The sequence below is a fragment of the Gephyromycinifex aptenodytis genome (assembly GCF_012277275.1).
GTDB classification, from domain to species: Bacteria; Actinomycetota; Actinomycetes; order Actinomycetales; family Dermatophilaceae; genus Gephyromycinifex; species Gephyromycinifex aptenodytis.
Window position 1 is genome coordinate 2,251,471 of the sequence record NZ_CP051155.1, and the last position, 15,102, is coordinate 2,266,572.

12 protein-coding genes are annotated in these 15,102 nt (G+C 65.1%); 6 read left to right on the plus strand and 6 right to left on the minus strand.

The annotated features are described in order from the left end of the window. Nucleotides 1–339 precede the first annotated feature (339 nt). The 6 genes from rsmG to rpmH all read right to left on the minus strand — a co-directional run bounded on the left by rsmG (nucleotide 340) and on the right by rpmH (nucleotide 3,595). The gene (rsmG, locus tag G9V96_RS09670) at nucleotides 340–1,050 is read right to left on the minus strand and encodes a 16S rRNA (guanine(527)-N(7))-methyltransferase RsmG (protein ID WP_168582843.1); all 711 of its coding nucleotides are present in this window, start codon (nucleotides 1,048–1,050) and stop codon (nucleotides 340–342) included. Nucleotides 1,051–1,055: 5 nt separating this feature from the next. Then, nucleotides 1,056–1,613, minus strand: coding sequence for a Jag family protein (locus G9V96_RS09675; protein WP_168582844.1), 558 nt, complete (start codon nucleotides 1,611–1,613; stop codon nucleotides 1,056–1,058). 49 nt (nucleotides 1,614–1,662) lie between these two features. Next, complete coding sequence (gene yidC / locus G9V96_RS09680) at nucleotides 1,663–2,679, minus strand: membrane protein insertase YidC (protein ID WP_168582845.1); 1,017 nt, start codon at nucleotides 2,677–2,679, stop codon at nucleotides 1,663–1,665. A gap of 79 nt (nucleotides 2,680–2,758) precedes the next feature. Then, the gene (gene yidD, locus G9V96_RS09685) at nucleotides 2,759–3,097 is read right to left on the minus strand and encodes a membrane protein insertion efficiency factor YidD (RefSeq protein WP_168582846.1); all 339 of its coding nucleotides are present in this window, start codon (nucleotides 3,095–3,097) and stop codon (nucleotides 2,759–2,761) included. After that, complete coding sequence (gene rnpA / locus G9V96_RS09690) at nucleotides 3,094–3,453, minus strand: ribonuclease P protein component (RefSeq protein WP_168582847.1); 360 nt, start codon at nucleotides 3,451–3,453, stop codon at nucleotides 3,094–3,096. The genes yidD and rnpA overlap by 4 nt, the downstream gene beginning before the upstream one ends. Before the next feature lie 4 nt (nucleotides 3,454–3,457). Continuing rightward, the gene (gene rpmH / locus G9V96_RS09695; protein WP_168582848.1) at nucleotides 3,458–3,595 is read right to left on the minus strand and encodes a 50S ribosomal protein L34; all 138 of its coding nucleotides are present in this window, start codon (nucleotides 3,593–3,595) and stop codon (nucleotides 3,458–3,460) included. A gap of 578 nt (nucleotides 3,596–4,173) precedes the next feature. On the opposite strand from rpmH, the gene dnaA reads away from it, so the two are divergent. From dnaA to gyrA, 6 genes are all read left to right on the plus strand, one after another. Continuing rightward, a complete protein-coding gene (gene dnaA / locus G9V96_RS09700; RefSeq protein ID WP_168582849.1) occupies nucleotides 4,174–5,655 on the plus strand; it encodes a chromosomal replication initiator protein DnaA in 1,482 nt (493 codons plus the stop codon). A 919-nt stretch (nucleotides 5,656–6,574) separates the two neighbouring features. Further along, nucleotides 6,575–7,708, plus strand: coding sequence for a DNA polymerase III subunit beta (gene dnaN / locus G9V96_RS09705; RefSeq protein WP_168583958.1), 1,134 nt, complete (start codon nucleotides 6,575–6,577; stop codon nucleotides 7,706–7,708). Then, nucleotides 7,709–9,223: a DNA replication/repair protein RecF gene (gene recF, locus G9V96_RS09710; RefSeq protein WP_168582850.1), complete on the plus strand. Its 1,515-nt coding sequence runs from the start codon at nucleotides 7,709–7,711 to the stop codon at nucleotides 9,221–9,223. It begins immediately after the preceding gene. Nucleotides 9,224–9,227: 4 nt separating this feature from the next. Continuing rightward, nucleotides 9,228–9,881, plus strand: a complete 654-nt coding sequence (locus G9V96_RS09715; RefSeq protein WP_168582851.1) for a DUF721 domain-containing protein — start codon at nucleotides 9,228–9,230, stop codon at nucleotides 9,879–9,881. A gap of 371 nt (nucleotides 9,882–10,252) precedes the next feature. Then, complete coding sequence (gyrB, locus tag G9V96_RS09720; RefSeq protein WP_168583959.1) at nucleotides 10,253–12,340, plus strand: DNA topoisomerase (ATP-hydrolyzing) subunit B; 2,088 nt, start codon at nucleotides 10,253–10,255, stop codon at nucleotides 12,338–12,340. Nucleotides 12,341–12,419: 79 nt separating this feature from the next. Further along, on the plus strand, nucleotides 12,420–15,083 hold the full coding sequence (gene gyrA, locus G9V96_RS09725; RefSeq protein ID WP_226913658.1) for a DNA gyrase subunit A: 2,664 nt from the start codon (nucleotides 12,420–12,422) through the stop codon (nucleotides 15,081–15,083). Nucleotides 15,084–15,102 lie beyond the last annotated feature (19 nt).

Sequence of the window (15,102 nt, forward strand, 5' to 3'; positions counted from 1 at the left end):
CCCAGCAACGCCCGGCTCACCAGATGTACCCCGGCCTGTGCTGTGGCCCGCTTGCGCTGGGGAGGCTACCGGCGCCTGGACGGCAGTTGAGTCGTCCGCATCGGCGCATGTTTCACGTGAAACAGTCGGCCATCCCAACGGTGTGGAGGCGACCCGGCGGGCCGCTATGGGCCATCCGAGATTGTGCGCTGCGTGTGTCACCCGACATCCTTGCTCGTGGCTGAGACTGACGTCCTACGTTAGTCGCTCAGACGTCCGACCCGGGCATCGGCCCACACACCGGCCGGTGCCCAGCCCTAGTTTGGCCGCACATCACAGCAACTAGGCCTCGGGTGAGCCTTAACGACGTGGGCGCCGTGCCGTCCGCCGACTGGACCGGGTTTCGACGCGTACACCTCTGATCACGGTCGTCGGCTGTTCCAGTAAGTCCGTGCCGACCTGAAGGACCGTCAACTCAGCCCAACCGACCCGGCCCGCAGCACCCCGATCCCGCTCTAACTCTTCTTGGGCAGAGGCTCCCTTGAGTGCGAGCATCAGTCCGCCCGGCCGAACCAGCGGCGCCATCCAACCCGACAGCGTCGCTAAACGCGATACCGCACGCGCCGTGACGACGTCACCGACGACAGCGACTTCCTCAGCTCGACCCCGATGGACCTGCACGTGGCTCAGTCCTAGGTCGGTGATGACCTCCTCCAGCCAGGCCACCCGGCGCGCCATCGGCTCAACCAGGTCTATCTGTAGATCCGGGCGGGCGATCGCCACCGCCAATCCGGGCAGACCTGCTCCGGAGCCGACATCAACCAGATGGGCCGACTGCGGAATCAGTTCACTGACAACGGCGCAGTTGAGGATATGACGTTCCCACAAGCGTTCGACTTCACGTGGTCCGATCAGCCCGTGTGTGACACCGGTATCGGCCAGATGCGCTGCGTAGGACTGGGCCATCGGCAGGGCTGACCCGTAGATTCGCTCCGCCACAGCGGGCGGCGGCGGGCAGCCGGGGGCGCGGCTCTGTTCCGACTGCCCTCCGTTGCGAACTACCTCATCCATGTCCGTCACACGGGCAGAACGACGACGTGGCGGCGCGGGTCCACTCCTTCGGACTCCGACGTGAGCCCGGCTCGCAGCACCTCGTCGTGGGCAACCTTGCGTTCGAAAGCGGTCATCGGTTCCAGTGGCTCGGGCTGCTGGGTCTGCTTAACCTTCTCGATGGCTACCCGAGCGACCTCGATGACGGCTTGGCGGCGCTGTGCGCGGTAACCTGCGACGTCCAGCATCAACCGGCTGCGTTCGCCGGTCTCCGCCTGCACCGCCATCCGACTCAGCTCCTGCAGTGCCTCCAGCACGCGGCCCTCGGGGCCGACGAGCCGACGGGGAACCCGACCCTCCTCGGAGTCCACGATGGCCACGATGGCCCGATCGCCATCGATGTCCACGTCCAGGTCGCCGTCCAGGTCAGCGATGTCCAGAAGACGTTCGAGGAAGTCGGCAGCGACCTCGCCCTCGCGCTCCAAGGCTGCGGCGCGGTCTTTGCGGCTGGGTGCCACAGGTGCTGCTTCTGCGTCGATCTCGTCGGGCGCGGCCGACACCTCGACCTGCGTGTTGTCGCTCATGTCTCTCCTCGATGCAAGCGGGCCTGGTGGACCCGCACGTCAGAATCGCCTACCTGCGCTTCTTGCGGCGCTTCGGCTGGGGGCGCTGCCCGCTGACAGGACGTTGCTGCACGGCGCTGCCGTCGCGCGGCGCGGCGGTGCTCCCGGTGCCCTCGTCGCCAGCGGCGTCGTCGTCCTCGTTGTGGTGCAGGCCTGGGACGGTGAACTTCTTGTGGGCTTTGCCACGGCGGGCGCGGCGAGCCTCCAGGGCCTGTTCGGCCGGGGAACCAGGCGCAGGCATCCGGTTGATCACGTAGAACTGCTGGCCCATGGTCCACACGTTCGTGGTGAACCAGTAGATGAGCACGCCGATGGGGAAGTTCACGCCCGAGACCGCAAAGATCACCGGGAACAGGTACAACATGATCTTCTGCTGCTGCGCGAATGGGTTGTCCAGCGCGCTGGCAGGCATGTTCTTGCGCATCAACTGGTGCTGGGTGATGAACGTCGAGGCAGACATCAAGGCGATGAGCACGACGGTGACGATCTTGGCCGAGACACTGTCGGAGTACATGAACGTCGAGGACAGCACTGCCCCGAAGATGTCGGAGCTCTCAGCCTGGGCTGCCAGGTCAGGCCCCAGCGGGCCTGCGCTTTGCACCTCGCCGCTGGCCACCCTGCCCAGGTTGTTGAGCACGTAGAACAACCCGAAGAAGATCGGCATCTGCATGAGGATCGGCAGGCACGAACTGAACGGGTTGGTGCCCGTCCGCTTGTAGAGCTGCATCGTCTCCTGGGTCATCGCCTGCTGCGATTCCGGATCCTTGCGGCCCTTGTACTTCTTTTGGATCTTCTGCAGTTCGGGCTGGATGAGCTGCATCCGCCGCGAGCTTTGGATCTGCTTGACGAATAGCGGGATCAGGATGATTCGCACCACGACAACGAGCCCGGCGATCGCCAGAGCCCACGTCCAACCGGACGCGGCGGGAAGGCCAAGGGCCGTGAACCCGCTGTGGAAGGCCACGAGCACCCACTCCACGGCCCACTCGATCGGCCACAGCAGTGTTCCCCACAAGCCTCGTTCCATGTCTTCCTTCTCGTCTGGCGGTTCACCGCGCTGCGGTGGCGGCGCGGTGATCGCTGTCGTGCGAGCACCGCCGGTTCTTTCAGGCGGAAGCGCCCGCCTCATTGTGGCGCACAGGTCGACCTTGCGGCCCGCGCTGGGGAACGTGGTCGACGCCCCCAGGGTTCCACGGATGGCATCGCCCGAGTCGGCAGGCTGCCAACCAGCTACCTCGCACAGGTCCGAAACGCCGCACCGCCTCTAGCCCGTAGGCCGAGCAGCTCGGATAGAAGCGACAGCTCGGCGGGGTCAACGGCGAGATAGCTACCTGGTAGAAACGAATGAACCACACGATCGGCGCTGCTGCCCACCGGGCGAGTTGCCCGGGGCGATTCGGCTGCACGTGGTCGGGGTTGCCAACCTCGGGCAACTGCCCGCTCATGGCCCGACCTCGAAATGCTGAGGCCGCTGCAGGACACGCGGCAACAACTTGGCCAGGCTCGACCCGAGGGTGAGGTAATCGGCTTGAGCCGCAGCTGGATTAGCTCGCACCACGATGTCATACCCAGCGGGTAGTTCTTCGAGGTGAGCTGCCATGAGGGCCCGCAGACGTCGTTTGACCCGGTTACGCACGACGGAGTTACCGACTTTGCGAGACACGACGAAACCCACCCGCGCTACCGTTCCAGCAGCACACGGGTGGGCATGTACGACCAGGAGGGGGCTGCCCGCTCGCCGACCCCGTGACGCAGCCGCGAAATCGCGATGGTCACGCAGTCGGTGAACTGACGGCAGCACCCGCTCAGGCCGAGAGCTTGGCGCGGCCCTTGAGGCGACGGGAGCTCATAATGCTGCGGCCGGCGCGCGTGGACATGCGCAGCCGGAAGCCGTGGGTCTTGGCACGACGACGGTTGTTGGGCTGGAAGGTCCGCTTGCTCACGATGATCTCCGTTACCGCGCCGCCTCGCGGCGGCGCTACGTGCTGGGTGGTCCGTTCAAGATGACGATGGCGATCCACAGCCGTGATCGCCGACCCGCCTCGTAGAGGCGAAGAATTGGCTCTTCACTTCCTACGATGACGGACACGCGAAAACGGCCGTGAGGGCGGCCAAGGGTCAACGGTACGAGGGCGCTGCCCGATGGGTCAAACTGCGCGCAATGTTTTGGGCCGCTGCCGAGGCCGGTATGTACTCAAGACGACCTCGAACCGTCTCGGCCCGTCTGCGCACAGTCACCCTGGGAGCCGGTCGACCAGCGCCTACTTCCGTGTGAATTGCCTTGCCTTGGTATGGATTACGTCGTTCGGCTTGCCGTCGGTGGGCCGCGGGCGTTAGCGTCGGTGCCGTCGTCCCCAGTCGGGATGGGACACAGGCCGAAGACTGAACAGGCCCTCGATCCGGAGTCGGGTCGCGGACCTAATGTCTCCTTTGCCAATTCATCCACAACCTGTGCGCATCCCTGTGGACAACTGTCGGCGACAGGTCTTCATGGGCCCCGGCGCATGCGTATGGTTTGCCTATGCCTGGCCTCTCCGCAGACCGCCCGACTCCTCCCGCCGATGGAGAGGATGAGTCGGTCCAAATATGGTCGGCGGCTCTTCGAGCGCTCGATCGCGCCGGGATTCCTGCCCCGCAACGTGCGTTCCTGCGTCAGGCCACCCTGGTCGGGGTGTTGGAGACCACCGCCCTCATCGCCGTACCGGACGACTTCACCAAAGAGATCGTCGAGACGCGGGTACGCGATGCGCTCACTGCGGTGCTGGCCGAACGGGTCGGTCACGAGGTTCGCCTTGCGGTGACGGTCGATCCGTCCTTGCGGGAGCGGTTCACCGCCGCTGAGCAGCCCGTGTTGGAGGGCTATCCGGATACCTCCCCCGATTCTGAGCCTGCGATGGCGCACTCCTCCGAGCCTGAGGATGTCGCCTATACCCGTTCGCCTGCTCCAGCCAGCACCCGACGTAATGACACTCCTGCACGGTTGAACCCGAAGTACACCTTCGAGACTTTCGTCATCGGTTCCAGCAACCGGTTCGCTCATGCCGCCGCCGTCGCCGTGGCGGAGGCGCCGGCCAAGGCCTACAACCCGTTGTTCGTCTATGGCGATTCGGGGTTGGGCAAGACGCATCTGCTGCACGCAATCGGCCACTATGCGCGCAACCTCTACCCGCATGTGCAGGTGAAGTACGTCAACTCCGAAGAGTTCACGAACGACTTCATCAACAGCATCCGCGACGACAAGGCCGCCAGCTTCCAGCGCCGCTATCGCGAGGTCGATGTTCTGCTCATCGACGACATCCAATTCCTGCAGGGAAAGATGCAGACGCAGGAAGAGTTCTTTCACACCTTCAACACCTTGCACAACGCGAACAAGCAGGTGGTCATCACCTCCGATGTGCCGCCCAAGCAGTTGTCCGGTTTTGAAGAGCGTATGCGCAGCCGGTTCGAGTGGGGCCTGCTCACGGATGTGCAGCCTCCCGACCTTGAGACGCGCATCGCGATCCTGCGCAAGAAGGCTGTGCAAGAGAAGCTGTCGCTACCCGATGAGGTGTTGGAGTTCATTGCCAGCCGCATCTCGACCAACATCCGTGAGCTTGAAGGGGCCCTGATCCGGGTGACGGCGTTCGCGAGCTTGAACCGCCAGCCGGCTGAGCTGAGCTTGGCCGAGATCGTTCTGAAGGACCTCATCCCCGACGCGGCCGGCAGCCAAATCACGGCGTCGATGATCATGGGTCAGACAGCCGCCTACTTCGGGTTGTCCCTTGACGACTTGTGCGGGTCCTCGCGCTCGCGGGTGCTGGTGACCGCCAGGCAGATCGCTATGTATCTATGCCGGGAACTGACCGAGTTGTCCTTGCCGAAGATCGGCCAACAATTCGGCGGACGCGATCACACTACGGTGATGCACGCTGACCGCAAGATCCGCCAGCTCATGGCGGAGCGGCGATCGGTGTACAACCAGGTCACGGAACTCACCACCCGTATCCGCTCCCAGTCCTCGTAATCCACATACCGGGGTCAACGCTGGGGAAAAGTTCTCTTTCGGCGACTCAGGAGAGCTGAGAAGCTGCACCGAGGGCGCTTAATCGGTCCTACATTGCCGATACCGCGGGCCGTGTTTCCGCAATGTTCAGCTTCACCGGCTGCCCTACGGGCAAGGCCTTTCTCTGGCCTGCGGTGGGGCTTGACGGGCCGGTGTTGGGCCTGATCTCGCCTTCGGATGCCCAGCAGGCAGGTCTCTGACAAGGGGAGATGTCCAATTCACCCGAGTTGCAAGGGTGTTCAAGACACCTGTCCACACAACTATCCACACCTGGGGAAAACCGACGTCCGTCCAGGTCGCTCGATGAGGATCAGGTCACTGACGTGCAACGATGCCTCCACAGGTGGGGAAAAGCCTGTGGATAACTACCATTCAGACGTCCGTCCACACCCCCTGTGCACAGCACGCAGTGTCCTGCGGCGATGCCACGGCCGCAGCTGTGGACAACAGGTGGAGAAGCCGGGGAGCCTGTTTACGACGATCGTCCGTCCACAAGCCCCCGTCCTGCGTCCACCAAAACGTCCACGAGTTGTCCACAACGCAAAAGGCGGTGTGACCAGCATGTTTGTCGTGAGTGCACAGGATCCACAGGCCCTATGACAACGATGAGACCTATCCATCTAGATATCCCACCCCACGTACGTTGTGGATGAACAGGTGGGGACGAGCAGGTGCCACCCACAACTACGGGCAGCGCTCTATCGGCAGCTTTAGGCAGTACCTGAGGATTTGCCGCTGAATTGTCACGGCGCCTCCGTAGTGGCGGATTGGTTGGCGCTCGCCCGGGGACTACAGTCGGAGACCGCGCTACTGCGCACGTCCCCTGGGACGATGGAGCGAACGGTCACAGACCGTCGAGTTGGAGAAGGGGCGGGTGACCGTGAAGTTCCGTGTCGATCGAGACGTTCTGGCCGAGGCGGTGACGTGGGCAGCCAAGGGGCTTCCTGCGCGGCCTCCAGTTCCCGTGCTCGCAGGCGTGCTCATCGACGCCGACCCCTCAGGCACGATCACGCTGTCAGCCTTCGACTACGAGGTCTCCGCGCGGGTCACGGTTGCCGCCGATGTCAGCGATGGCGGCCAGGTGCTCGTGCTGGGCCGGTTGCTCGCCGACATCTCCCGCAACCTGCCGAACCGCCCTATCGATGTCGTCACCGAGGGCAACAAGGTTCAGCTCACGTGCGGCTCCAGCCGGTTCAGCCTGCTGCAGATGCCCAGCGATGAGTACCCGACGCTGCCCACCTCACCCGAACCCAGCGGCACCATCCCCGGCGATGTCTTCACCCAGGCCGTGGCGCAGGTCAGCATCGCTGCCGACCGCAGCGACACCCTGCCGATCCTGACCGGCGTGCGGATGGAGGTCGAGGGCGACAAGATCACTCTGCTCGCGACCGACCGCTACCGCCTGGCAATGCGGGAGGTGACCTGGAACCCGGCCAACACCGACATTTCGACTGTGGTGCTGGTGCCGGCCCGCACCTTGTCCGACACCGCGAAGTCGTTGGGCGCCGCAGCATCGGTGGACTTGGCTCTGGGTTACGCCGCAGGCGGCGACGGTCTGGTCGGTTTTGAAGCCGGTCAGCGCCGGACGACGACTCGGCTGCTCGATGGTGAGTACCCCAAGGTGTCCTCGATCTTCCCCTCCTCGGTGGACACCACCGCTGTGGTGGAGACCGGCTCCCTGGTCGAGGCCGTCAAGCGCGTCTCACTGGTGGCCGAACGCAACACCCCGGTCCGGTTGCGGTTCATCGACGGTCAGGTCGGTATCGATGCCGGCGCCGGCGATGATGCCCAGGCCAGTGAGGCCGTGGAGGCGACCCTGACCGGTCCGGAGATCGAGATCGCCTTCAACCCGCACTACCTGCTTGACGGTCTGCACGCGGTCGGTACCAGCTACACGCGGCTTTCCTTCACTCAGAGCAGCCGACCGGCCGTGTTGTCGGGCCAGGCCGAAGCGGACGGAGAGCCGGACTCCTCCTACCGCTACGTGCTCATGCCAGTGCGGTTCCCCGGCTAGGTGTACCTGCGTCACCTGAGCTTGGGAGACTTCCGCAGTTACCGGACTGCGGAAGTGTCCTTCTCCCCGGGGGTGAGCACGCTGGTGGGCTTGAACGGGGTCGGTAAGACCAACCTCGTGGAAGCGGTCGGCTACCTGGCCTCCCACAGTTCGCATCGGGTCTCTCAAGACGGCCCACTGGTCCGCTTCGGGGCCGAGCACGCTGTCGTGCGGGGTCTAGTCGTTCGCGATGACCGCGAGACCCTCATCGAGATCGAGGTCAACCCGGGGCGGGCGAACAGGGCTCGGCTCAACCGAGGCGCGTTCACCCGGCCTCGGGAGGTGCTGGGGGCGCTGCGCACGGTGCTGTTCGCCCCGGAGGACTTGGCGCTGGTCAAGGGGGATCCCACTGATCGGCGACGTTTCCTGGACGATCTGCTGGTCTCTCGCCAGCCTCGTTGGGCCGGGGTTCGCTCGGATTACGACAAGATCCTTCGGCAGCGGAACGCGTTGCTCAAGAGCGCTTCGCCACTGAAGTCGCGTCGCTCCGCCCCGGTGCGGGTAGATCCGCAGTCGGCTCCGGCGACGCTGGAGGTCTGGGATGACCACCTGGCCACGGTCGGCGCCCAGCTGTTGTATGCCCGGTTGCGACTCCTGCGGGACCTGCGACCGCTACTGAGGCAGAACTACCAGGCCGTCAGCGCGACCGCGAACGAGGCGCTGGCCTCCTACCGTTCCTCACTGGATGAGGATGCCGCGGAGAGTATCGCTGCTGGTGAGGTGCCCTCCATGGAGGAGTTGCGCGAACTGATCCTGCAAGCGATGGGCAACCGGCGCCGCGCAGAACTTGAGCGAGGTGTCAGCCTGGTAGGCCCGCACCGCGATGATCTGGTGCTCCTGCTGGGCGACCTGCCGGCCAAGGGGTATGCCTCGCACGGTGAATCGTGGTCGTTCGCGTTGGCCCTCAAGTTGGGGGCCTATCACCTGCTGCGCCACGACCTGGGTGATGATCCCGTCTTGATCCTGGATGATGTGTTCGCCGAGCTGGACGTGGGGCGCCGCGAGCGCCTGGCCGGGCTGCTGCTGGACGGCGAACAGGTCATCATCACAGCTGCCGTGCCGCAGGACATCCCGCTGGCGTTGCACGGTGCCCGGTTTGCGGTGCGTCAAGGTGAGGTTGACCCGGCCGACGACGAAGCATCCCTGGCAGAGGCTGGCGAGCAACCCCGCCCGGCAGGCAGTCAGGTGGGATCCCCAGTGCAAATGGACAAGGCCGTAGGACCGGCTGAACCGGACCAGGGCGCAGGAGATGGCCAGCCGGCCGCCGCGGCCGGCTTCGAGGGTTCCGGGCGTGCGGGTGCCGAGACTGAGTTCGTCGAGCCAGAGGCTGCGGAACCTGGCCCGCTCGACTCTGCGGAGCCTGCCGAAGCTGTCGCAGACGATGCCGAGGCATCCTCCCGGCAGCCCGCCGCGCAGGATGTGGCCAACAACGGCGTCAGCCAGGTCGCGCCGCCACCTGCCCGGCCGGGAGACTGAAGGCATGGCACAGAAGCGTCCGGGCGGCTCGGGTCCGTCGGGGCACGCAGGCCGGGGCGGGCAGCCCGTGCCGGGGCAGCACGAACCGGTTGTGGATGCCGTACCGGTCGAGCCCGGTGTTGAGCTGCCGGTGGTCCCCACAATCAGCGCGCCCGATGGGGACGAAAGCGATCGGGCTGCAGCGGCCGCGTTGGCACGGGCCCGCGAAGCTGCCCGTGCCAAGGGTCTGCGGCCCGGCTCCCGGCCGGTGCCGAGACGGCGCCGTCGTACCGAGGCGGTCTTCAGCGGTAGCAATGCCGACGGGCGTGATCCGCTGCTGTTGGGGGACGGTATGGATCGGCTGCTGCTGGATCGGGGATGGAAGGTCGATGTGGCGGCCGGGGCCGTGATGGGTCGCTGGCCGGCCATCGTGGGGTTGGATGTGGCACGCCACTGCACGCCGGTGACCTTTGAGGATGGGGTTCTCATCGTCCGCGCCGATTCCACGGCCTGGGCTACCCAGTTGCGCCTGATGGCCCCCAACCTGCTGCAACGCCTGGGTGAAGAAGCAGGCCAGGGGGTTGTGACTGAACTGCGGGTGGTCGGCCCGGCTGCCCCGTCGTGGAGTCGCGGTCCTCGGCGCAGCACCGGTCCGGGGCCGCGCGATACCTACGGCTGAGGCCGGATTCCGGGCCGATCAGCGGGCCTGCGCCGAGGCTGCGTACGAGCTCGCCGGTCACCCCGAAACAGTGTCGACGGGAACTCCACGAAGCGGAACCGCGGCTACGGCTCTCAGGGCCATTGGGGGTTGGTCGACGTACCGGGAGTCGTCCGCAGGTCTGATCGGTGGTCACGATGGCGGCACAGGGCCCAGGCAGCCAGGTTCTGCGGTGAGCGGGGCGTAGACTGAGGCGTCATTCGACGTGACGTCGGTGGTGTCCCTCGGATGCCCCCTGTGCTCGCGTCGTTGCGGAGTACAGACGAAGGAGAAGCGTGTCGACGACGCCAGAGGATCACCCCAACGGCCCCGGCGACCCGAGCGCCCGGTCGATGAAGACAGGGGAGGCAGATGATCCGGTGTACGACGCCACAGCGATCACGGTCCTTGAAGGGCTCGAGGCTGTGCGGAAACGACCCGGTATGTACATCGGGTCCACCGGTGAACGCGGTTTGCACCACCTCGTGTGGGAGATCGTCGATAACTCCGTCGATGAGGCGCTGGCTGGTTACGCCGACCGGGTAGACGTCACGTTGTTGGCCGACGGCGGGGTTCGGGTGCGCGACAACGGCCGCGGTATCCCCACCGACATGCATGCCACCGAGGGTGTCTCGGCGGTGGAGCTGGTCCTGACCCAGTTGCACGCCGGCGGCAAGTTCGGCGGCGGCGGTTACAAGGTCTCCGGTGGTCTGCACGGTGTGGGATCCTCCGTGGTCAACGCGCTGTCGACGCGGCTGGAAGCGGAGGTTCGCCAGAAGGGCCACGTCTTCCGGATGGCGTTCAGCAACGGGGTACCGATCGCTCCGCTGGAGAAGATGGAGGAGTCCTCGGAGACCGGGACCACCATCACCTTCTGGCCCAGCCGGGACATCTTCGACGCAGTCGATTTCGACTTCGACACCATCCGGGCCCGTTTCCAGCAGATGGCCTTCCTCAACAAGGGCCTGACGATCGCGCTGACCGACGAGCGCGAGCAAGCCGTCGTGTTGGCTGAGGGTGAGCTGGAGGACGAGGAAGGGGGCGCCGTCCAAGCCGCTCCCGCCGATGCGGAGGCCACCGCGGCCGAAGAGGCGCGGGCCGGTGAGGTCGTCACCGACGGCAAGGGCCAGGCCAAGGGACGCAGCGTCACCTACCGCTACGAGGATGGCCTCGTCGACTACGTCACCCACCTGAACGCGAGCAAACGCACCGAGAAGGTGCACGAGGAGATAATCGACTTCGAACTGGAAGACACCGAGCGTGCCCTCTCCCTCGAAGTAGCGATGCAGTGGACGAACGGGTATTCCGAATCGGTCCACACCTACGCGAACACGATCAACACCCATGAAGGGGGAACCCACGAAGAGGGTTTCCGCGCGGCGTTGACCAACCTCATCAACCGGTTCGCGCGTGCCCAGAACCTGCTGAAGGACAAGGACGACAACCTCACCGGTGACGACGTCCGTGAGGGCCTGACGGCAGTCATCTCGGTCAAGCTCGGCGATCCCCAGTTCGAGGGTCAGACCAAGACGAAGCTGGGTAACTCCGAGGTCAAGGGTTTCGTCCAAGGGGCCGTCAACGATCAGCTCGGGGACTGGTTGGAGCGCCACCCCAGCGAAGGCAAGGAGATCGTCCGCAAGGCGATCAACGCCAGCGCGGCGCGGATGGCTGCCCGCAAGGCACGCGAAGCCACTCGTCGCAAGGGCCTCATGGAGTCCGGGGGGCTACCCGGCAAGCTTCGTGACTGCCAGAGCAAGGACCCGGTGGTCTCCGAGATCTACATCGTCGAGGGTGACTCCGCCGGTGGCTCGGCCAAGGACGGCCGTAACCCGTTCAACCAGGCGATCCTGCCGATCCGAGGCAAGATCCTCAACGTTGAGAAGGCCCGCATCGACAAGGTGCTCTCCAGCGAGACGGTGCAGAACCTGGTCTCGGGTTTCGGCACCGGGGTGGGCGAGGACTTCGACCTGAGCAAGGCCAGGTATCACAAAATTATCCTGATGGCCGACGCCGACGTCGACGGCATGCACATTCGTACCCTGCTGCTGACGTTGTTGTTCCGGTTCATGCGCCCGCTCATCGAGGTCGGTTACGTCTACCTGGCTCAGCCGCCGTTGTACCGGATCAAGTGGAGCAACCACCCGCACGAGTTCGTCTTCTCCGACCGGGAGCGCGACGACCGCATCACTGAGGGACTCGCTGCAGGTAAGCGCCTTCCCAAGGACAGCGGCGTGCAGCGCTACAAGGGTCTGGGTGAGATGAATGCTCAGGAGTTGTGGGAGACCACGATGGACCCCGATCACCGGGTGCTGCTGCAGGTGACCCTCGATGACGCCGCGGCCTCCGACGAGGTCTTCTCGGTGCTGATGGGTGAGGACGTGGAATCCCGACGCAACTTCATTCAGCGCAACGCCCGCGACGCGCGCTTCCTCGACATATGAGCCGCCGCCTGAACACTGTGCAGCCGCGCGCGGCATGCGCCAGGCCCACGACGACGAGAAGGACACACGCGTGACCGACATGACGACTCCCCCGGAGACCGACAGGGTAGAGCCCGTCGACCTCAACGCGGAGATGCAGCGCAGCTACATCGAATACGCGATGAGCGTCATCGTCAGCCGTGCGCTGCCTGATGTACGCGACGGGTTGAAGCCAGTACACCGGCGCATCGTCTACGCGATGTACGACGGTGGGTTCCGCCCCGACCGTGGCTACAACAAGTGCGCGCGCATCGTCGGTGACGTGATGGCGCAGTATCACCCGCACGGTGACTCGGCGATCTATGACGCTCTCGTGCGTCTCGTACAGCCGTGGGCGATGCGCAACCCGCTCGTGGACGGTCAGGGCAACTTCGGTAACGCCGGCGATGACGGAGCCGCCGCTAGTCGGTACACCGAGTGCAAGATGATGCCGTTGGCCATGGAGATGGTGCGCGACATCCGCGAGGACACTGTCGACTTCAAGGACAACTACGACGGCAAGAACCAAGAGCCGACGGTACTTCCATCCCGCTTCCCGAACCTGCTGGTGAACGGCAGTTCCGGGATCGCGGTCGGGATGGCCACCCAGATCCCGCCACACAACCTGCGTGAGGTCGCCGAAGCGGCCCAGTGGGTGTTGTCTCACCCCGATGCGACGCGCGAGGAACGCCTGGAGGCGTGCCTGTCGATCATCAAGGGTCCCGACTTCCCGACCGCCGGTCTCATCATGGGCCGCAAGGGCATCGAGGACGCCTACCGCACCGGGCGCGGTTCCATCGTCATGCGGGCGCGGGTCGAGATCGAGGAGATCAACGGGCGAACCTGCCTGGTCATCACCGAACTGCCCTACCAGGTCAACCCCGACACCTTGGCCAAGAAGATCGCTGAACTAGCCAAGGAAGGACGTCTGGCCGGCATCGCCGACCTCAACGACGAGACCTCCGGGCGTACCGGTCAGCGGCTGGTCATAGTGCTCAAACGCGATGCAGTGGCCAAGGTGGTGTTGAACAACCTCTACAAACACACCGCGCTGCAGACCTCGTTCAGCGCCAACATGCTCGCCCTGGTCGACGGGGTGCCGCGCACCCTGCCAATCAACGCTTTCGTGCGGTACTGGGTCGACCACCAGATCGAGGTCATCCAACGGCGCACCGCCTACCGGCTACGCCAGGCGGAGAAAGAGATCCATATCCTGCGCGGCCTACTCAAGGCGCTGGACGCCCTTGATGAGGTCATCGCCTTGATTCGTCGCTCACCGTCGGCCGAGGCAGCTCAGGCGGGGTTGAAGGATCTGCTTTCGATTGATGATGTGCAGGCGCGGGCGATTCTGGACATGCAGTTGCGCAAGCTCGCTGCGCTGGAACGTCAGAAGATCATCGACGATCACGACGCGCTCGAGGCCAAGATCCTCGACTACGAGGACATCCTGGCTAAGCCGCAGCGCCAGCGGGACATCGTCTCCACCGAGCTGAACGACATCGTGGATCGTTATGGCGATGACCGGCGCACCGAGATCGTGCCGTTTGACGGTGACGTCTCGATGGAAGACCTCATCCCCAACGAGAGGGTCGTGCTGACCATCACCCGGGGTGGCTACGCCAAGCGGACCCGGGCTGATGAGTACCGCAGCCAGCGCCGCGGCGGGAAGGGCGTGCGCGGGGCGGCCCTGCGCGGCGACGACATCGTCGAGCACTTCTTCGTCACCACCACCCACCACTGGTTGTTGTTCTTCACCAACCTGGGTCGGGTGTATCGGGCCAAGGCCTACGAGGTGCCTGAGGGCGGCCGCGACGGACGCGGTCAGCACGTGGCCAACCTGATGGCATTCGGTCCCGATGAGCACATCGCTCAGGTGTTGGCAATCCAGAACTACGACGTCAAGCCCTACCTGGTGTTGGCGACCCGGGGCGGCTTGGTGAAGAAGACCCGCCTGTCCGATTTCGATTCTCCGCGTAGCGGCGGTCTGATCGCGATCAATCTGCGCGACGGCGACGAGCTGGTGGGGGCGCGGGTCTGCTCGCCCACCGATGACCTGCTGTTGTGCTCGCGTAAGGGACAGTCGGCCAGGTTCCACGCCACGGACGAGATCCTGCGGCCGATGGGTCGGGCCACCAGCGGTGTGACGGGCATGAAGTTCCGCGCCGGTGACGACCTGCTGTCGATGAACCTCATTCCAGAGGGCGGCGATCCGGACGTATTCGTCGTCTTCGAGAATGGCTTGGCCAAGCGCACCCCGGCATCGGACTACCCGGCTAAGGGCCGCGCGGGCCTCGGGGTTCGGGTCGCGGCGATCTCTGAGCGCGGGGGTGACCTCGTGGGTGCGCTCACGGTAGCCGACACCGATGAGGTCATGGTCGTCATGGAGAAGGGCAAGGTCGTCCGGTCTCGGGTGGATGAGGTGCGCCGCACGGGACGAAACACGATGGGCGTGCAGTTCGCCAAGCCCGACGCTGGCGATGCGATCGTCGCCGTTGCTCGCAATACCGAGTCATCGGCCACGACAGAGGCTGTCGTCGAGGGCGAGATCGAGCCGCTGGCGGATGCGGACGGAGAAACCGTTGAGCCCAGTGAGGATGAGCTGAAGAGTCCATCCAGTGAGCTACCGTCGGTGCAGGAATCTCAGGATGCGTTGGGCGACAACGACGATGACAACGCACAGGGCGCCGACGAGCAGGGTCGGCCCGATGACGGAGGTGCGCAGTGAGCACGACCGGAGGCAGGCC